The organism is Aquimarina litoralis, assembly GCF_019295435.1.
Taxonomy (GTDB): domain Bacteria; phylum Bacteroidota; class Bacteroidia; order Flavobacteriales; family Flavobacteriaceae; genus Aquimarina; species Aquimarina litoralis_A.
The window spans coordinates 143,234-162,740 of sequence record NZ_WEKL01000005.1 but is presented as its reverse complement, the minus strand read 5'-3'; the positions used below and the strand labels follow the sequence as shown (position 1 = coordinate 162,740).

Sequence of the window (19,507 nt, the reverse complement as noted above, 5' to 3'; positions counted from 1 at the left end):
CCCTATCTGGCTCCAACTCCATATCGAGGTAAGCGCAATGAAAGCTCTTATTTGATAGAAGTTGTTAATAAGCTAGCTGAAATTTATAATACTTCACCTGACGAAATTGCCAAAATCACGACTCAAAATTCAAAGGATATATTTGGAATCTAATTCTTAATTTATAATTTAAATTTTGTTCATTTGTCACGTCTTATTAATAAAGGAAACAAATGAAGAACTCTCCTAATATACTATTGATATACACTGGTGGTACCATAGGTATGGTCAAAAATTTTGAAACAGGAGCTTTGGTAGCTTTTAATTTTGATGAATTACTACTTCGCATTCCAGAGTTAAGACAATTAGATTGTAATATCGAAACTGTTAGTTTCGAAAATCCAATTGATTCTTCAGATATGGATGTGGATCGATGGAGAGAATTAGGAGATATTATCAATACCAATTATTCTTCATACGATGGTTTTGTTGTCCTACATGGAAGTGATACGATGTCATATACCGCATCTGCTATTAGTTTTATGTTCGAAAATTTAGGAAAGCCTATTATTTTTACAGGATCCCAATTGCCAATAGGGGATTTAAGGACAGATGCTAAGGAGAATTTAATTACTGCAGTTCAGATAGCCGCTTTACAAAAGAAAGGTAAGCCTGTAATAACCGAAGTAGGACTGTATTTTGAGTATAAATTACTTCGAGCGAATCGAACAACCAAAATAAACGCAGAACATTTTGAAGCATTTCAATCACTGAATTATCCAGCTTTAGTGGAGTCAGGAGTGCATCTTAAAGTGCATACATCTTTTTTAAGAGCGGTAAATAGAAGAAAAAAAATGGTGTATCATACTCATTTTGATAATAATATTGTCATTATAAAAATGTTTCCAGGTATAAATGAGACTATACTGAAAAGCATTTTTACTTCCGAAACGATAAAAGGTATTATTCTGGAAACATATGGTGCAGGAAATACAACTACCAAAAGATGGTTTTTGAAATTGATTTCTGACTTAATTAAAAAGGGGATTCCGGTAGTTAATGTTACTCAATGTGCAGGAGGAAGTGTAGAAATGGGTAAATATGATACGAGTGTTGCTTTAAAAAAAGTAGGGGTAATATCTGGAAAAGATATAACAACAGAGGCGGCTTTGGCCAAATTGATGTATTTGTTGGGAGAAAAATTACCGCTTAAAGTCCTCAAAACCATTTATGAAACCTCACTACGCGGTGAAATGTCAGAAAATTAACGCCTCAAATTTTAGTAGTTAACATTTTTTTTGTTATTTGCTCAACCATTTTGGGCAAACATTAATAGAGAGGTGGCCGAGTGGTCGAAGGCGCACGCCTGGAAAGTGTGTATACGTCAAAAGCGTATCGAGGGTTCGAATCCCTTCCTCTCTGCATTATTATTAAAATTATAATGGATTTTATAATATTTTTTTATCTTTAACCCTTTAACTAATTAAAATTAAGAATCAGCGCAATGAAAAGACTATTTTCTATTCTGGCAATCGCAACAGTAATGGCTTTCGGAAATATACAAGCAGCTACTGCTCCAGCCCAGTTAACGACAAACGTGCAATTATTAATTGCTCCAATAACAACAACTCTTCAGGATGGGGATGATGCTGCAGCAGAACCAGAGTCCTTCCACCAAAACCTTAAAAAGCGTTTTATAGAAGGAGGTCCTAGCTTTATGGGAATCGTTCTTTTATGTTTGATTTTAGGTCTTGCGATCGCAATTGAGAGAATTATCTTTTTGAGTTTATCTACTACTAACAGTAAGAAGTTACAACAAAACGTAGAAGACGCTTTAAATAGTGGTGGAGTAGAAGCAGCTAAGGAAGTTTGTAGAAATACAAAAGGACCTGTTGCATCTATCTACTATCAAGGTCTTGATAGAGCTGACGAGAGTATTGATGCTGCAGAAAAAGCGGTTGTTGCTTACGGAGGTGTTCAAATGGGACAATTAGAAAAAAATGTATCTTGGGTATCTTTATTTATCGCACTAGCTCCAATGCTTGGATTTATGGGTACGGTAATCGGTATGATTGATGCATTCGATAAGATTGAAGCAGCAGGAGATATGCAGCCTTCATTAGTAGCAGGTGGTATTAAAGTAGCACTTCTTACTACAGTATTTGGACTTATTGTAGCTATTATACTTCAGGTATTCTACAACTATATTATCGCTAAGATAGATAGTATTGTAAACGATATGGAAGATGCATCGATTACTTTAATCGATATGTTAGTAGCGTACAAAAACAAAAAGTAATAAATGCTTATAGAACTTTGTTGAAGAATGTAAGTGTTCGAACAAAGTTTTGAGAAAACATTTATTATCATAAATAGAGTTGTGTAGTGTCACATCAACAACTCAATAATAAAATATAAGTCACATGAAAATTTCAAAAATATTATCATATGTTGTGCTAGCAGTAGGTGCAATAGGTGCTATATTACTATTCTTAATGAGTGGTAACTTTACCACCCTTATGGATAACTATGGTATTACAGAAGCTAAGGACTTGGTGAAAGATACTTCTTCATCGGCTTTTGCAGAGGCTACTTCTCTAGTGAGTCCTATGTATAACCTGACTGTTGTAATACTGGTTATTATAATCATCGCTACGTTATTTGCAGTATTTTCTGCTTTGGCTAAAAATCCAGCAGGTCTTAAAAAAGCAGGTATAGGTATCGTTGCTTTCCTAGTTGTTATCGGTATTGGATATGGAATGGCACAAGGAGTAGAGACACCAATGAAGGATGGTGAGGTTCTTTCTGAAAGTGGATCTAGATGGGTAGGAACGGGTATCTATGCTTTCTACTTTTTAGCGATAATCGCTGTTGGATTAATGATTTTATCAGGAGTTAAAAAATTAATAGGTAAATAATATGGCAAGAAGATCAGCACCAGAAGTGAATGCAGGATCTATGGCAGATATTGCTTTTTTACTTCTTATATTCTTTCTGGTTACTACAACCATAGATACGGACAGAGGTATTAGTCGTAAGCTACCACCGCCATTAGATGAAACAGTTGAACCTCCAATTCTTAAGCAGAAAAATATATTCGTTGTAGAATTGAATAAAAACAATGATCTTTTGGTAGAGGAGGCTCCAATGCAATTAAGTGAATTGCGTGCTGCAGCTGTTGCTTTTCTTGATAATGGAGGAGGAACTGGTGATGAGGCTTGTAGCTATTGTAAAGGAGAAAGAAGTCCAAGTTCTTCAGATAATCCTGAAAAAGCGGTGATTTCACTTCGTAATAATAGAGAAACAAGTTATGCAGCCTATATCGCTGTTCAAAATGAATTAGTGGCAGCGTATACAGAATTACGTAACAGAGAGTCAGAACGTCTTTATGGAAAGTCTTTTACTCAAATGGAGGAAGAGCTTAAGGATGTAAATTACTCTGGGAGTAAGGACAGACTTAAAGATCAGATAAAGCAAATTCAGTTAATGTATCCTGAAAAGCTTTCTGAAGCAGAACCAAAGAAATAATTATACTAACGTAAAAACGAAATTATGTCTAAGTTTAAAAAGAAAAAAGGCGGAGATTTGCCTGCTATTTCAACGGCGTCTTTACCAGATATCGTATTTATGTTATTATTCTTCTTTATGGTTGCTACGGTAATGAGAGAGAATAATCTTAAAATAGAGAATAGACTTCCTCAAGCAGATCAAACTGAAAAGTTAGATAAGAAAAACTTGGTAATGTATATCTATGCTGGTAAACCTAGTTCTAGATATGCTGCAAGTGCTGGTACTCAAGCAAGAATTCAGTTGAATGATAAATTTGCTGAGGTAAGTGATATCAAACCTTTCGTATTAGCAGAAAGAGCTGCTAAAAGGGAAGAAGAGGTGCCATTTCTTATTACTGCTTTAAAAGTAGATGGAGATACGAATATGGGTCTTGTAGGTGATATTAAAAAAGAACTTAGAGAAGTTCAAGCGCTAAAAATTAATTATACCACAAGAGAAGGTGCCGCAACTGGAAATTTAGAATAAAGGTTTAAAGACTTTATATATTAAAATCCCGCTATCTAGCGGGATTTTTTATTTTTAATACTTTTAGTTGAGTTTGCAATTTCTCCAATGTGATGGTTGTATCTATAGATTTTCTTTCCTTCTAGTTTTTTGATATGTTTTTAAAAACATAATCTTCAATAACTAAAATTTATATCCTAAATGTTTATGTAGATTCACGATCGTGGCATAACAATTGTTGCATATTGAATAGCTGTGATCTGTTAAACTGATCAATATCTAACCTTCCAAACCTTGTGATATTGAAATAATGGAATAGCGGTTATCTCGTTTACCTTTTAGCTTTATAGCTTGCATTTGCTTATGCAATATGCAGATGTTTAAAAGGTTCACTATTTTTTATTTTAATATCTCTTCGGTTCACAGTAATTGATTTAGTACGTAATTATTAACTAAATATAAATTATTATGGCTAGAAGATTAGCACCAGAAGTGAATGCAGGTTCAATGGCAGATATTGCCTTTTTATTATTGATCTTTTTTTTGGTCAGTACAACGATACAAACCGATTATGGAATTAGTCGAAGGTTACCTCCTCCTCCAGATGAGATACAACCTAGTGCCTTAGTTAAGGAGAAAAATCTATTTCGTGTAGAAGTGAATCAGCTTAATGAATTATTTGTTGAAAAGAAACCGATGAGTTTAAAGGATTTAAAAGCTGCTGCAATCGCTTTTTTGGATAATGGTGGCGGAATTGGAAAAGAATCATGTGAGTACTGTAAAGGAGCACATAATCCGAAATCTTCTGATAACCCTTCTAAGGCCATTATCTCTCTCGTAAATAGTAGAGAAACAAGTTATGAAACCTATATCGCTGTGCAAAATGAGTTGGTGGCTGCATATGCGGAACTAAGAGATCGAGAAGCTCAGAGATTGTATGGAATGTCTTTTGGATTAATGAAAGATCATTTCAATGATCCCAATTACTCAGGTAACAAGGAAAATCTTAAGACACAGATAGAAGAAATACGATCTCTATTTCCAGAAAAACTTTCGGAAGCAGAGCCAGTAACAGCCTCATTGTAATTATTTAAAAAATTATCAATATGTCAATATTTAAGAAAAAAGAAAAAGGAAGCATGCCAGTAATTTCTACGGCTTCATTACCAGATATCGTTTTTATGTTATTGTTCTTCTTTATGGTTGCAACTGTAATGAGGAAAGATACCTTAATTGTAAAAAATGAACTACCCGTTGCTGATCAGATAGAGAAGCTAGATCGCAAGAATATGGTCATTCATATTTATGCTGGGAAACCAAGCTCTAGATATAAAAATGTTGGGACTGAAGCAAGGATTCAACTCAATGATAAATTTGCTAATTTAAAGGATATTCAGCCTTTTGTTTTAGAAGAAATAAAGTCTAAGCCAAAAGAGTTGCAACCGTATCTTACAACATCTTTAAAAGTTGATAAGGATACTAAAATGGGCTTGGTAGGAGACATAAAGAAAGAGTTACGTACTGCACGTATGTTGAAGATTAATTATACCACTAGAAGTGGTGAAGTAACGAATAATTTGCAATAAATATCTGTTGTTGTATAATAAGAATTCCATGAGCATTCGTGGAATTCTTATTCTTTTTTTAAAACTGAGGTCTTTTCTAAATAAATAGATTTATTTTAGTGAATTGTATGGGAAGAATATTGAAAAATATGATGTCTATAAAGCAATTCTTAGTAGTAATATTCGTTTTTTTTGTTGTAAACATCGGTTTTAGTCAGAATGAGAATACTGCTAAAGAAGTCGAATTAGACTCAATGTACAGAGAAGATCAGTTTTATGCAGGATTTACGTTTAATTTACTTTGGAACACTCCTTCTGGAGTAAGTCAGTCTGGTTTTTCTGGTGGTTTACATCTGGGTTATACCAGAGATATGCCGATTAATAAGAGACGAAATATTGCTATTGGTTTGGGTTTAGGTTATTCAATTAATACCTATGGACAAAATCTTTTTATAGGAGAAGATGTTGAAACAGGGCAAAGTATTTTTAGTAGTTTGGATGGTGTAGATTTTGATAAAAATAGATTTACCACTCATTTGATCGAATCACCTTTGGAATTTAGATGGCGTACATCGGTGCCAGATACGCATAAGTTTTGGAGAATTTATACAGGATTAAGGGTTGGGTATTTGTATTATTTCGATGCAAAATTTGAACAACCAGGTAACCAAGTAAGACAGGTTAAAATTGACGAATTAGATAGATGGCGAATAGGAGCGACCTTTACATTTGGATGGAACACCTTTAACTTTCACTTTTATTATAGTTTGAATCCCTTATTTGATAGTAATGCCAGAATTGGAAGTGAGAGAGTTGGATTAAACACTGTCAAAATAGGCTTGATGTTCTATATTTTATAGCCAGAAATTAATCAAAGTAAGTTGAGGAATTACTCCTATTAAAAAGCCTAATGTTAGTTCGAGATTGGTATGTGCTTTATAATGCAATCTAGAAGTAGCAACTAGTCCATTGGCAAAGATCATCGCTGCAATTAATAGTATAAGGTTGATCTCGAAGTGAATACTCAGTGCAATCGTAAACATGGTAACAGCACCAGATCCCAACATATGTAAGCTAGCTTTGACATCAAAAAACACAATAAAGATTGCACTTAAAGAAGATAATAAGGCTCCCAAAAAGAAGAAATATAGTTCAGGATAGTTGTATACATCTATAATCATTTTAATGACTAGTAAGAGTATTAAAGATTGTAGCAATAATGGTATTTTACGCTGCCTAACATCTTCCAGATGCATAGAGGTTATAATTCCCATGGTTCTTAGAAAAAAGTAAAGGACAATAGGTATCAAAATGGTAACCACTACTAAACCAAAAATTTTGGCTTGAATAATATTCTCAGGAATAAATCTTGGAGCTGTAACAAAATAGATCACTGCGCCGGCTAAAGGCATCAGCAAAGGATGGAAAATATAAGAAATACTTTTTAGTAAAAAATTCATTAAATTTTCTTTCGTAACCTAGCAACAGGAATATCTAGTTGTTCCCTGTATTTAGCTACTGTTCTTCTGGCTATAGGATATCCCTTTTCTTTGAGGATTTTAGCTAGCTTTTCGTCAGTAAGAGGTTTTTTCTTGTCCTCTTCTCCTATAGTGATTTCCAGTATTTTTTTAATTTCTCTGGTAGAAACTTCCTCTCCTTGATCATTGGTCATGGATTCAGAGAAAAACTCTTTGATTAGCTTCGTTCCATAAGGAGTGTCTACATACTTACTATTTGCTACTCGCGAAACGGTACTTACATCCATATCAATTTCATCTGCAATATCTTTGAGGATCATTGGCTTTAGATTCCGCTCGTCTCCACTTAAAAAATAACTTTTTTGGTAGTGCATTATTGCACTCATCGTCAAAAACAGTGTTTGTTGTCTTTGTTTAACCGCTTCAATGAACCATTTGGCAGCATCCAATTTTTGCTTGATAAACATCACCGCATCTTTTTGAGATTTGGATTTTTGTTTACTAGCCTTATAACCTTGAAGCATATTGTTATACTCTCTGGAAACATGTAATTCAGGAGCGTTTCTTCCATTTAAAGTCAGTTCTAATTCTCCTTCCACTATTCTGATCGTAAAATCAGGAACTACATGTTCAATAAGTTTATTGTTTCCAGCGTAAGCGCCACCTGGTTTTGGGTTTAACCCTTCTATTTCCTCAATAGCTTCTTTTAACAAATCCTCGGTAATATCAAATTTAGCTAATAATTTTTCATAATGTTTTTTGCTAAAGTGATCAAAAGACTTTTCCAGAATTTGCGTAGCCAATTTGATAGGTAGGGTAGTTTCTTTCCTGTTTAATTGAATCAATAGACATTCCTGAAGATTTCTGGCTCCTACACCTGCAGGGTCTAATTGATGTACGGTTTTAAGAATACTTTCTATCTTTTCTTCTGTAGTGTATACGTTTTGAGTAAAAGCAAGATCGTCTAATATATCCGTTAAAGATCTTCTAATGTAACCGCTTTCATCTATGCTACCCACCAAAAACTCTGCGATTTCTCTTTCTTCAGCTTCGAATCGATACGTATTGAGTTGATTTACTAAATGTTGATGAAAGGAAGTTCCAGAAGCATAAGGAACATTCTTTTCTTCATCATCAGAACTGTAGTTATTAGAACTTAATCGATAACTTGGTATTTCATCATCACTAAGGTATTCATCGACATTGATTTCGGTTTCTATTTTTTCAGTACCATAATCATCATCCACATTACCTTCATTGTTAAAAGCATCTTCATATTCATCCATCTTCTCTTTACCACTATCTAAGGCAGGATTTTCTTCCATTTCTTGCTTTAAACGTTGTTCAAATGCTTGTGTAGGAAGCTGAATTAGCTTCATTAATTGAATCTGCTGTGGAGAAAGTTTTTGAGAGAGTTTAAAATTTAGTTGTTGCTTAAGCATAAAAATATCAATGTTCTTATACTCACAAAAATAAACAAAATACAGCGTATTTCTGTAGGTAATCGAAGGTTAGTTTAGTGAAACTTTTTTTAAAATTCGTTCAAAACGAAGATTAAAAAAATATAGTTGAACTAATCACATATGTAGTATGGGATCTAATTCAAATAGCTCAAAAATTTACTTAAAAGCATAAATTTTTAAAACTATTTTATGCTACTAATCAATAAACGCGCCAAAATTGATTTATTACGCAATGATCGATATTTTTTTAGTTAAAAATATGTCAAAAATAGAAAGACTTATGGAATGAAAATTTTATTCTTAATCGCATAAATCACCAAACCTGTTCGGTTTTTAAGGTGTAGTTTTTCGAATATGGAATCTCTATATCCTTCGATCGTTTTAGGGCTCAAACACATATCACTTGCAATTTCTTTATATGTTTTTTCGGTACAGGCATGTTTGATGAATTCYATTTCACGATCCTTTAAGATTACTTTGTTTTCCTTTTTAGGATTTAGGGAGCCTAATAGCAGATTGGTCACATCTTTGGTGTGATAAAAACCAGTTTCTTGTACTTCGATAAGTGCATTTTCCAAAATGCTTTTCTCTGTATCTTTTAATAAATATCCCTTCGCACCAGCTCTCAACATTTTAAGGATGGTTTTTTCATCTTCTTCAACAGAAAGTGCCAATACATTTACTTGTGGATATTCTTCTTTTAAAGCAATGGTCGTTTCAATACCATTCATGATGGGCATATTGATATCCATTAAAACGATATCCGGGATGTTTTTGGGATCCTTAAATCGGGTAAGTAACTCTCTTCCATTTTTGCACAGGTATAATATTTTAAACTTAGAAAACCCATTTACCAATCCTGCTAGTGCCTGTGATAATAGGATATGATCTTCTACAATAACTACTGAGTATTTCATTTTTTGATGTTTTGTGTGTATAGTGCTTTTTATGCCCTTGTTTTGATTCAAGTTTGATGTCCGTCTTAGGAGGAAGCTCAGTGTGACAAATTGTTTCTAATAACCCTTCATATTAATCCTCTTCCTCTTCTTGTTCTAATTTTTTATAGTAATAGGTTAGTGTAATCGCTGTTCCTTTTCCTTTAGCAGCATCCAGACTTACCTCCGCATTAATCAATTTAGCTCTATTTTGCATATTGCATAGACCAATACCTACTTGTTTTCTGTTTCTGATATCATTCATGTCGAATCCAACACCATCATCCTTTGCGTGGATTACTAACTTCTCATTACTATATTTTACATTTACGGTTAGTGTAGAGGCTTTAGAATGTTTGATGGTATTACTAAAAAACTCCTGCAGTATCCTAAAAATAATCACCTCTGCTTTGTCATCTAAGGTTCTTACTTCTGTATTACTACTTAAGGTGGCTTCTATAAACTGTAAACGATTAAAACGTTCTACTTCTAGCGCAATAGCTTCTGTAAGACTTAAACTCTTAATTGCATCTGGATTTATCAGTTTTGATAAGGCTCTTAATTCCGTTAGGCTTTTGGTGATGGTATCGGTAACCTCTGGTAACTTTTCAGGGTCTTCTTTAGCTACATCCACCTGTATTTTGGCTAGCGTTAGCAACTGACCAATATTATCATGCAACTCCCAACTGATATTGCGCAAAGTTTCTTCCCGTATTTCAATCTGCGTTTCGGCAATAGCTCTTTCAAACTTCTTTTCAGCTTCTTTTTGTTTTAGCAATAAGCTATTCTTCCTTCTTTGAAACACCCAAAAAAGCGTAATAATAAGCACTACCAGAAGTATTAAAACTACGGTAGCTATTAATATTGCTGTTTCTTGTCGCTCCATATAAATCCAATAATAAAACAAGTGTTCATTACTACGGTTAATGTAATATTAACTAAAAATAAAACTGTAGCATCTGTAAGTTCAGCATAGTAATTTCTTAATATTCTAAAAGGGAGATTCCCTACAAAATAAATTAAGAGTCCAAAACTAATCCAGATAAGCAGGTTCTTTTTTGCGTGGAGAACCTGCTCTGAATTTAAGATTTCAAAAAAGTATAATAAAATGGTTATCACTAAAAACAAAGCACCCAATATGTATGGTAATCGTTGGTATTCTGACATGTAATTTTCAAAAAAACCATTGATCACAAAGGATGATAAATATATAATACAAAAGTAAAAGGCTAATTTCTTATTCTTTTTATTTTTAAAGTAATAGCGATACAGTAAAAGAAAGAAAGTGAAATTTACCAAATTATATATATTATGAATAATGGCGTTTACTCCTTCGTTTAATTTAATGTAAAGTCCTACTAGTTCATTAAAAGCAACGTACCAAATAAAGAAAATAAAATATTTTAAAAACTTCGTGTTTTTGTACTTGAAATAAAAGATGGTTCCAATAATTGCAGCTAGTACTTCAAAACCAACACAAAATTTTATTAATAAGTTTATAATTTCGTTACTTAGCGTCATTGTTTATTTTACTGTTGTTTTCCCATTGGAGGAGTTCCAGTTACTTCATTTGCGATTAAACTGTTTTCCTCTTCTTGATTCAGGTTCAGGTTAAAAAAACCTGCTTTTTGGATATTTCCATTTTTATCTACTCTGCTATCTAGTCCAATTTTGTCTTGTAATAATTCTACCTTGAAATTATTGTCTAAAGTATATCCCATCTGCTCTATGTTTCCAGCAGCATCTTTTACCTCTTTGGTAGGAGCGATAAAGAATGTTTGTCTTTTCGCATATCTTTTGTCTTCCTTATCTCGGATATAGTTGTCCGGATACAAGGCGAAATAAAATCTAAATCCAGTTGGTTTTACTTTTGCTCTTCGAGACTGAATCTTTACATATCTAATGTATTTTTGTAATTCATCAATATCATAAAATAAGGATCGAGTTGCTTTAAAAGCATTGTCTTCTCCATCTTGTCCTACTACTTCGTTAATCAACTCTTCTCGTTGATCATATAAGTGGTAAATCTCTTTGGCAAAATCAGACTGAATAATGTTACTTGGTTTTCTTTTACCATCAATAGTGCCTAACTGTTTTTGTAGCTCCTTGATGATACTGTCTTTCTCTTTAATCGTGTTTTTGAATCTTTCTAATTCGGCAGTGTTGGTTTGCACTGCATCTTTACAAGATATTACTGATAAGCATGCAAAAGCAATGATCAGATACTGTTTGATAGGGTTAGTTTGTAGTTTCATTTTTTGATAGGTTTAATAAAGTATTTGTGTGATTTTGGCTATTGCCAAAAATGTTAGTTGTTGAAAAACTTAAGTTTTCCTAAGTTTTAAGATTTAAAAATACCATTTTATATAGTTTTAAAAAATTCAGCGAAGTAGCAATTATAGTTTTATAGTTGAAAATACTGAATTACAAGCGCTTTTGAACATTTTCTCTGAAATAGAGCTGTGTCGAAAAGGGGTAAACACCCCTTTTAAAAAAAGTGGATTAACGGTTGATTTATTACATCTTCTCTCGTTCCGACGCACCAACTCGCCCATCGTTATCACGCTGTCGTTTCAAAGGAGAGGAGTTAATAAAGTCCCTTTTGGAAGAGGGATTTAGGGAGATGTTTATTTTGAGATTATTCTTCTTTAAGCAAATCAATAGTCTCTTTTAGTTCTTTTAAAACGACCTCAAAATTATTTAAAACTTGATCATTCGAAAATCTAATGAATTTCACGCCAAGTTGCTCTATTCGACTTTGTCTTTTACTGTCTTCAATGAATTGGTTGTCATGAAGCGATCCATCAATCTCGATAGCTAAACCAATCTCTTTACAATAAAAATCTACGACATAGTCTAGTATTGGAAATTGACGAAAAAAATCAACTTCTAATTGCTTTTTTCTGATCTTCTCCCAAATTACTTTCTCACTACCTGTCATCTCTTTTCTGAGAATTTTGGATAATGCTCTGGCTTCTTTTGTGTAGGGTAAAACTTTTTGCAATGACATAATTGAAGATTTACATTTTAAAAGTAGATAATTTTAATAATATCTAGCTTTTCTCAAGATTACTAAGGATCAAAAGCTATTGTCGTTTGAGAACTAAACATCCATCCCTAACCCTTCCTTCAAAAGGATGGGAACTGGAATTTATTTCGATAAGAATTGAAAAGCCTCCCTTCGAAGGGAGATTTAGAGGGATGTATAAGAGTGTTTTATTAGTTAAAACCCTAACTCTTTCCAACACCACAACTCGCTCATCGTTATCACGCTGTCGTTTCACAGGAGAGAAGCTAAAAAAAGTCCCTCTTTGAAGAGGAATTTAGGGAGATGTTTTAAATACATCGTTCTATTTTCTAATAACCAACATTTAATTTCTAAGTATTATAGTTTTCTTGTAAGACACACTGTAGGAATGTGTTTAATGATATTTGTTAAATCATTAACACTTGTCTAACTACAAAGTGGTTTGTGTTTTCGTAGAGAATGATTTTGGGGATTTTTCTACTAAATTTTTGCGAAAATCAAAACGAAAGTTTTTCGTGTTCATTGTGGATCTTTTTAGAAATAACACGAAAAATAGCACTACTTGATAATGTCAAAAATATGGATTTAAAAAAATGTTAATTTTTGGTTTTAGCGAAAACGTTTTTCGTTAAATAAATTGTTAAAAATTCACACTCAAATTGCCAACCGCATTTTTCTTTTCTTACTTCATAGTAGCTAGAACAGCTAAGAACTAAACTTTTCGAAAAGTAACTTTTGCTAACTCACAATGTTAAACAAAAACTAATAATCGCAATCATGAGAAAAATTTATCTAGTACTTAGTATAATCTTTGGTTTGTATTCCTGTGCTTCGGATATCGATACCTTAGACTCTGAAATGACATCAATTGAAGTATCTTCAAAAAGTAGCTCTGAAAATGTAAAATTAATAAGTGCTTGGACTGCAAATAGGAGTAGTCCTGTTCAGATTAATTATCAGCGTAAGTTTAAAGTAAAAGTCAAAAATTTAGCCTATCAGAAAGAAGTAGCCATTCATCATGCAACCAATGATGGAGATTGGGTAGATATTCCTTTAACCTATGACCAAAGTATAGGTAATGATGAAGAAATTTGGGTAGGAGAGGTAACACCTGATTACGAAATGTATAGTACCGATTTTGTGGTAAAGTATACTGTGGATGGACAAACGTATTGGGATAATAATAATGGTAAAAATTACAGTATGCTGGTGAATATGGGTGGATTTTTAGCACCAGACGTACATGTAGAAGTAAATGACAGTTTTACTAGGTCTGCAGGTACATCATTTGCTATCAATGTAAATGCAAGGCGTAATTATGGAGCAAATGTAACCGTAGAGGTTGTATACACAACAGATAATTGGGTAACAAAAAACACCGTCCCAATGTCGTATCAAAGATATTTTAGAGTAGGATATGCACATTATATCATGAGTCCGAATCAATTCGATGTGGATGTGTATGATACTTTGATCCGTGTTCACGATGAAGTGCAGTCAATTGAATTTGCCATTGTTTATAAAGTAAATGGTGAAGAGTACTGGGATAATAATTATGGAAATAATTATACGCTGGATAAGATATTTTATTAACCAATAGTAACTCACAAATCATTTAAAATGAAAAAGTACCTTTATTTATTAATCAGTTTGGCGTTGTTTTCTTGTAGTCAAGATGATGTAACAGAAAGTCCTGAAGATTCTCTAAATTCTTTAGAAGTTTCTTTGAAAAACTCGAATCCTGTTCAGTTGATCAAAGCTTGGACAACCTATAGTTTTTATAGAGGATTTCAATCGTACACAAGGAAATTTACAGTAGAACTAGAAAATCTGGCTTTCGAGAAAAATGTTAGTATTTATCATCAAAAAGTAGATGGTAGTTGGGATGAAATTCTATTGGAGTATGATCAAAGTATTGAAGATGGGCAAAAAGAAATTTGGACTGCAACCTATAGTCAAGGAGGATTTTCTATAGATAGAATATATGCCGATGAATTTGTAGTTCGATATGAAGTAAATGGAACAATATATTGGGATAATAATAATGGTTCTAATTATGCTATGTCCAGAATGGAAGGTTCTTTCTTTGCGGATCCAAATCTTAATGTCAGTGCAGATACAGATTTTAGTAGTTTGTCTTATGTTCCTTTTAATGATACAAATTCATTGAATATAACAGTAGATGTTAGGAATCTTGCTCCTAATAAAGAGGTGGGAGTGGTGTATACATCTGATGGTTGGCAAACACAAGATTATCTGCCACTAACATATAGACAATTTTGGTCTAACGGTCCTTTATTTACAATTCAAAGTCCAAATAATTTTGGTGTTGAAAGATGGCAGGGTTTTACTTCGTTAGATTCCTCTGCGGATGAAGTTGAATATGCTATTGTGTATCGTGTAAATGGAAATGAATATTGGGATAATAACTATGGTAATAACTATAAAGTAGGTATCAACGATTACGATTAAATAAGAATATTTATTTATTGTAAGTGTGGAAGTCCGCCTAGCATGTGTGTTAGCTAGGTGGACTTTGTTGTTTATAATGCAAATTCCATCTTGATATTACTTCTTAGGTAAGGAGAGTCTTTTTCGAGTTCAATTTCTACAAAGCCATATTTTTTATAAATGTAAATTGCATTTTCTAGTTTTGTGTTGGAGTACAATACAAGTTTGTTCCAATGTTGTTTTTTTGCGAAATCAATACAAAACGTCATTAATTGTTGTCCAATTTTTTTTCCTTGAAATTCTGGAGAAACTGCCATTTTTCCTAGCTCGTATATTCCCTCTTGCATCTTAATTAAAGAGAAAGTACCAGCAATAGCAGAACCTATTTTTGCAAAGAAAATGTAACCTCCTTTATTAATAATTGTTTCTTCACATCTTTCTAAGAGTTCCACATCATGGGGTTCTACTACAAAATATTTTTCTAGCCAGGCGACATTGAGATCCGCAAAATCCTTTGCGTACTTTGGATTAAATGGGATGATTTCTATTTGTTTTATATCATTCATGGTTGTGTAGTTTAAGGTTTTCTAATATTCGTTTGCTAAGAGACTTTTCTTTAAATTGATTTTCCATATAAGTTAGATGTCGTGTTAGACTAGTCGATGAGCCTTCAGTAACCCATTTAACTTGTTTGTCTATTGTTTCCCATACGGGAATCAACTGTTTGTGAGTTTTTTTTCCTTTGGATGATAGTTGATAAAGTTTTTTGCGCTTATCTACAGCATCCATTTTATATTGTATCAAGCCTCTTTTTGATAGTTTTTGTAACGCTTGGGTAATAGCGGGTTGTGTGTAATGTAATTGCTCTTGAACTTCTGAGGTCGTTACAATATTTTGGTCACTGATGATCTTAAAAATAGGAAATAAGTAAGGATCAAATTCTATATGTAAGGAGTCATAAATAATCTGTGTTTCTTTCATGAGATAGTCACTAAGTCGCTTAAAACGAGAGCCTAATCCTAATTCTCCAAATTCTTGTAAAGAATCTTTCATTTTACATAAGTATTTATATAAGTGCTTATGTAAATTTAATAATTTTATGTATTACAGCCAAAAAAATGGTATTCAATGAGTAAAGAGGAGTTATAGTGCTAAAGCTAAGGGATATGAAGATATCTTATTTTAAGTAATCATTTCTAATATCAAATTCTCGCTAAATAACCACGAATCCTGTTTGTAATTCTACAAATACTATTCCTGTAAGGACTATAGTACTTTTTAATTAATTATTTCGTTATCAGTAGATTATGGTTTTAAGGTCTTAGTTTGTAAATGCTTGTACTTCAATTCCATAATAAAACCCGAATATAACAATCAACAAAATTAACCACACAATGATTACTTCAACTCGACTAAAACTTTTCGCATTATTTGCATTTACTGCCTTTGCGATGAGTGCTCAAAACCCTCAAGGAGAATTAAAAAGATGGCATAAAGTTACCTTGTCTTTCACAGGTCCAAATACTTCTGAGACTGCTAATCCAAACCCTTTTTCTGATTATCGTTTGGATGTTACGTTTACCAATGGATCATCTTCTTACACAGTTCCCGGATATTATGCAGGTTGTGAAGATCCTGCAGAATCCAGTTGTGATTCTGGTGCTGTTTGGAAAGTACACTTTGCTCCAGGAAACACTGGTACTTGGAATTGGACTGCATCTTTTAAATCAGGAGATGATATTGCTATTACAACTGGCGGAGCGTCTGCTGGATTTATGGATGGAGATACAGGTTCTTTCAATATTTCAGAATCTGATAAAACAGGACGGGATCATAGAGCCATGGATAAAGGAAGACTTCAATATGTTGGAGAACACTACTTAAGATATTCCGGTACGGATCCAGAAAACCCTAATGGAAATTGGTTTGTAAAAGCTGGTGCAGATGCTCCGGAGAATACCTTGGCTTATGAAGATTTTGATAATACACCAAATCGAGGAAACAGACGAAAAAATTGGAATCCCCACCAACAAGATTATGTAGCATCTGATGCTTCGGCGTATACTTGGAATGGAGGTAATGGTTCTGAATTATTAGGAGTAGTAAATTATCTTTCTTCTAAAGGATTGAATGCTTTCTCTTTTTTAACACTTAGTTTACATGGAGACGATGAAAATGTATTTCCACATTTGATGAAAGTTTCCGAAAGCGTATATAATGGTTATAATGATAGTCAGCAATGGAATCAGGGTGTGCATAAGGATCGTTTTGATGTTTCTAAAATGGCACAATGGGAAAAAATCTTTGAATATGCTGATAAAAAAGGTGTTTTTATGCATTTCAAAACCATGGAGACTGAGAATGATAATATGATGGATAATAATACCAATGGTAGAGAAAGAAAATTGTATTACCGAGAACTCATTGCAAGATTTGGACATCATTTGGCACTAAACTGGAACATTACGGAAGAGACAACAATTCCGGATAATGTAGTAAAAAGCATAGCATCCTATATTAAAGATACGGACCCTTATAATCATCATATTGTTTTACATACCTATCCTAATCAGCAAGATCAAAGATATGATCCTTTGTTAGGTAGTAATTCGGAACTTACTGGAGCATCTATTCAAACTGGGAAAAACAACGTACATAACGATGTAAGAAGGTGGCTTGAGAAATCTAGAAACGCCGGAAAAAAATGGGTAGTTGCAAACGATGAACAGGGAAATGCAAATATAGGAGTAGATCAAGATGGACAAGAAGATAAATTAGTTCGTCATCAGGTGCTATGGGGAACGTTTATGGCTGGTGGTACAGGAGTAGAGTATTATTACGGTTACCAAACTGGAGAAACGGATTTAACAGCTCAGGATCATAGATCTAGAGATCTTAAATATACACACGCAAGTCATGCATTGCACTTTTTCGAAACCTATTTAGATACTTATTTAGTAGATATGGTGTCTTCTGATGGACTTAYATCTGCCAACGATTATGTGCTAGCAAAACCAAATGAAGTATATGCCGTATATCTACCAGATGGTGGATCGACTACTATTAACTTACCTTCTGGAACTTGGCAAGTACAATGGTTTAATCCAAGATCTGGAGGTGCATTATCTTCTCCACAAGCAATTACAAACTCCTTATCCGCTCCAGATAATAACGATTGGGTAGCATTGATCAAAGGAGAATCAGATGGAGGGCCATCTTGCGATGATTTAGAAAGCATAGCAACACAAGATGCCTATCTGCAAGGAACTACAAGATTTAATACAGATGAACTTAGAGTAGAGCAAGCAAATAGAGTTTCTTATCTGCAATTTGATGTGCCATCAACTCAAGACGCGGTAAGTGCGATTAAATTGAGATTAACTGTGAACGATGACCCTGGTGAAGGAACTATCGATGTTTATAAAGGTACTTCAAATAATTGGACAGAAGGGAATTTATCAGACTCTAATAAACCTTCAGAAGGTGATAAAATAGGATCTATTAGTGGTTCCTTTTCTGCTGGGCAATCGTATGAATGGACTTTGTCTGATGTTTCCCAAGGAGAATCGATTTCATTAATACTAAAACACACAGGTTCTAATGATGTTTCCTTTCATTCTAAAGAAGGTGCCGTTGCCCCACAAATCGTTGTAACATTGACAGATTGTAATGATGGAGGAGATGGTGATGGTGACGGCGATGGAGATACTACTTGTGTCCCAACAGAAGAAAATGGTGTCGTAGCTATCGAGGCTGAAGATTTTGTAAATCAAACAAAAACAGAGAAAAGACAATGGTATTTCCAAGACGGAACAGTGTCTACACCAACACCTGATCCTGATCCTAGCCATCATGCTTCGGCAAGTGGAGGAGGATATTTGGAAATTTTACCAGATACCAGAGTAACGCATGATGATCCATTAGTGAATGGAGAAAGTTTTTCTAATACTCCTGGAGTAGTAGGAGTTTTGGATTATAAAGTGAAGTTTAACTCTCCAGGAAAATATTTTGTTTGGGTACGATTATATTCTACAGGTTCTGAAGATAATGGACTTCATGTGGGAATTAATGGTACTTGGCCAGCTTCAGGACAGCGTATGCAATGGTGTGCTGGTAAAAATCAATGGACTTGGGAAAGTAAACAACGAACCAATGCAAATCATTGCGGAGAAGAACAACTTATTTTTATTGATGTTCCTAGTGCCGGAGTACATACAATTTCATTATCCATGAGAGAAGATGGAACGGAAATCGATAAGTTTGTGCTTTCTAAGTCGTATACAAAGCCTACAGGTACTGGACCAGAAGTAGTGTTGTCAGACTGTCAATTATCTGTAAATGATTTTGATAGTAATAAATTCAGAGTATATCCAAATCCAGCTCGAAACATAGTAAATGTAGAAGGGTTAACTCAAGGAAAAGTCTCTGTGTATGATATGACCGGTAGAAAAGTGATTTCTTCCATAGAAATTTCTGAATCAAAGAATAATTCTTCCATTGATATTTCCAATATTCCTTCTGGAGTGTATTTCATGGTGATTAGAGATGGAAAAAACCAAAATACTTTAAAGTTTATTAAACAATAGTGTAACTA

21 protein-coding genes and 1 tRNA gene are annotated in these 19,507 nt (G+C 33.6%); 13 read left to right on the top strand and 9 right to left on the bottom strand.

Annotation, left to right across the window (positions count from 1 at the left end; translation table 11 throughout):
• The 10 genes from GBO31_RS04480 to GBO31_RS04435 all read left to right on the top strand — a co-directional run.
• A partial coding sequence (locus GBO31_RS04480; protein WP_219007124.1) for a TatD family hydrolase occupies positions 1-153 on the top strand: 153 nt, incomplete at its 5' end.
• 59 nt (positions 154-212) lie between these two features.
• Positions 213-1,247, top strand: coding sequence for an asparaginase (locus GBO31_RS04475; RefSeq protein ID WP_219007116.1), 1,035 nt, complete (start codon positions 213-215; stop codon positions 1,245-1,247).
• Positions 1,248-1,313: 66 nt separating this feature from the next.
• A tRNA-Ser gene (locus GBO31_RS04470) sits at positions 1,314-1,401 on the top strand.
• Positions 1,402-1,483: 82 nt separating this feature from the next.
• A complete protein-coding gene (locus GBO31_RS04465; protein ID WP_219007115.1) occupies positions 1,484-2,278 on the top strand; it encodes a MotA/TolQ/ExbB proton channel family protein in 795 nt (264 codons plus the stop codon).
• A gap of 124 nt (positions 2,279-2,402) precedes the next feature.
• Positions 2,403-2,897 carry a phosphoethanolamine transferase domain-containing protein gene (locus tag GBO31_RS04460; RefSeq protein WP_219007114.1) on the top strand — a complete coding sequence of 165 codons (495 nt, stop codon included), beginning with the start codon at positions 2,403-2,405 and terminating at the stop codon, positions 2,895-2,897.
• Between the two features lies 1 nt (position 2,898).
• Complete coding sequence (locus GBO31_RS04455; protein ID WP_219007113.1) at positions 2,899-3,507, top strand: ExbD/TolR family protein; 609 nt, start codon at positions 2,899-2,901, stop codon at positions 3,505-3,507.
• Between the two features lie 24 nt (positions 3,508-3,531).
• Entirely contained in the window at positions 3,532-4,014 is a 483-nt protein-coding gene (locus GBO31_RS04450; protein ID WP_219007112.1) for an ExbD/TolR family protein, read from the top strand.
• Between the two features lie 447 nt (positions 4,015-4,461).
• A complete protein-coding gene (locus GBO31_RS04445; protein WP_219007111.1) occupies positions 4,462-5,079 on the top strand; it encodes an ExbD/TolR family protein in 618 nt (205 codons plus the stop codon).
• Positions 5,080-5,099: 20 nt separating this feature from the next.
• Positions 5,100-5,579 (top strand): ExbD/TolR family protein, encoded by a 480-nt coding sequence (locus GBO31_RS04440; protein ID WP_219007110.1) that lies wholly within the window; start codon positions 5,100-5,102, stop codon positions 5,577-5,579.
• A 107-nt stretch (positions 5,580-5,686) separates the two neighbouring features.
• Positions 5,687-6,418 carry a porin family protein gene (locus tag GBO31_RS04435; RefSeq protein WP_246615765.1) on the top strand — a complete coding sequence of 244 codons (732 nt, stop codon included), beginning with the start codon at positions 5,687-5,689 and terminating at the stop codon, positions 6,416-6,418.
• On the opposite strand, the gene GBO31_RS04430 is transcribed toward GBO31_RS04435, so the two are convergent.
• From GBO31_RS04430 to GBO31_RS04400, 7 genes are all read right to left on the bottom strand, one after another.
• Positions 6,413-7,018 carry a hypothetical protein gene (locus tag GBO31_RS04430; RefSeq protein ID WP_219007109.1) on the bottom strand — a complete coding sequence of 202 codons (606 nt, stop codon included), beginning with the start codon at positions 7,016-7,018 and terminating at the stop codon, positions 6,413-6,415. The genes GBO31_RS04435 and GBO31_RS04430 overlap by 6 nt on opposite strands.
• A complete protein-coding gene (gene rpoN / locus GBO31_RS04425) occupies positions 7,018-8,478 on the bottom strand; it encodes an RNA polymerase factor sigma-54 (RefSeq protein ID WP_219007108.1) in 1,461 nt (486 codons plus the stop codon). Before rpoN ends, GBO31_RS04430 begins: the two co-directional genes overlap by 1 nt.
• A gap of 299 nt (positions 8,479-8,777) precedes the next feature.
• Positions 8,778-9,416 carry a response regulator transcription factor gene (locus GBO31_RS04420; RefSeq protein ID WP_219007107.1) on the bottom strand — a complete coding sequence of 213 codons (639 nt, stop codon included), beginning with the start codon at positions 9,414-9,416 and terminating at the stop codon, positions 8,778-8,780.
• A gap of 112 nt (positions 9,417-9,528) precedes the next feature.
• Positions 9,529-10,320: a sensor histidine kinase gene (locus GBO31_RS04415; RefSeq protein WP_219007106.1), complete on the bottom strand. Its 792-nt coding sequence runs from the start codon at positions 10,318-10,320 to the stop codon at positions 9,529-9,531.
• Entirely contained in the window at positions 10,293-10,955 is a 663-nt protein-coding gene (locus GBO31_RS04410; RefSeq protein ID WP_219007105.1) for a hypothetical protein, read from the bottom strand. The genes GBO31_RS04415 and GBO31_RS04410 overlap by 28 nt, the downstream gene beginning before the upstream one ends.
• An 8-nt stretch (positions 10,956-10,963) precedes the next feature.
• Entirely contained in the window at positions 10,964-11,689 is a 726-nt protein-coding gene (locus GBO31_RS04405) for a hypothetical protein (protein ID WP_219007104.1), read from the bottom strand.
• Positions 11,690-12,072: 383 nt separating this feature from the next.
• Positions 12,073-12,444, bottom strand: a complete 372-nt coding sequence (locus GBO31_RS04400; protein WP_219007103.1) for an endonuclease domain-containing protein — start codon at positions 12,442-12,444, stop codon at positions 12,073-12,075.
• 795 nt (positions 12,445-13,239) lie between these two features.
• Between GBO31_RS04400 and GBO31_RS04395 the strand changes: the two genes are divergently transcribed.
• Positions 13,240-14,055 carry a carbohydrate-binding protein gene (locus GBO31_RS04395; protein WP_219007102.1) on the top strand — a complete coding sequence of 272 codons (816 nt, stop codon included), beginning with the start codon at positions 13,240-13,242 and terminating at the stop codon, positions 14,053-14,055.
• 27 nt (positions 14,056-14,082) lie between these two features.
• The gene (locus GBO31_RS04390; protein WP_219007101.1) at positions 14,083-14,934 is read left to right on the top strand and encodes a carbohydrate-binding protein; all 852 of its coding nucleotides are present in this window, start codon (positions 14,083-14,085) and stop codon (positions 14,932-14,934) included.
• Between the two features lie 71 nt (positions 14,935-15,005).
• Here GBO31_RS04390 and GBO31_RS04385 read toward each other — a convergent pair whose 3' ends face one another.
• Positions 15,006-15,479: a GNAT family N-acetyltransferase gene (locus GBO31_RS04385; RefSeq protein ID WP_219007100.1), complete on the bottom strand. Its 474-nt coding sequence runs from the start codon at positions 15,477-15,479 to the stop codon at positions 15,006-15,008.
• Positions 15,472-15,966, bottom strand: a complete 495-nt coding sequence (locus GBO31_RS04380; protein ID WP_219007099.1) for a MarR family winged helix-turn-helix transcriptional regulator — start codon at positions 15,964-15,966, stop codon at positions 15,472-15,474. The genes GBO31_RS04385 and GBO31_RS04380 overlap by 8 nt, the downstream gene beginning before the upstream one ends.
• 341 nt (positions 15,967-16,307) lie before the next feature.
• Between GBO31_RS04380 and GBO31_RS04375 the strand changes: the two genes are divergently transcribed.
• Complete coding sequence (locus GBO31_RS04375; RefSeq protein ID WP_219007098.1) at positions 16,308-19,499, top strand: DUF5060 domain-containing protein; 3,192 nt, start codon at positions 16,308-16,310, stop codon at positions 19,497-19,499.
• Positions 19,500-19,507: the final 8 nt, after the last annotated feature.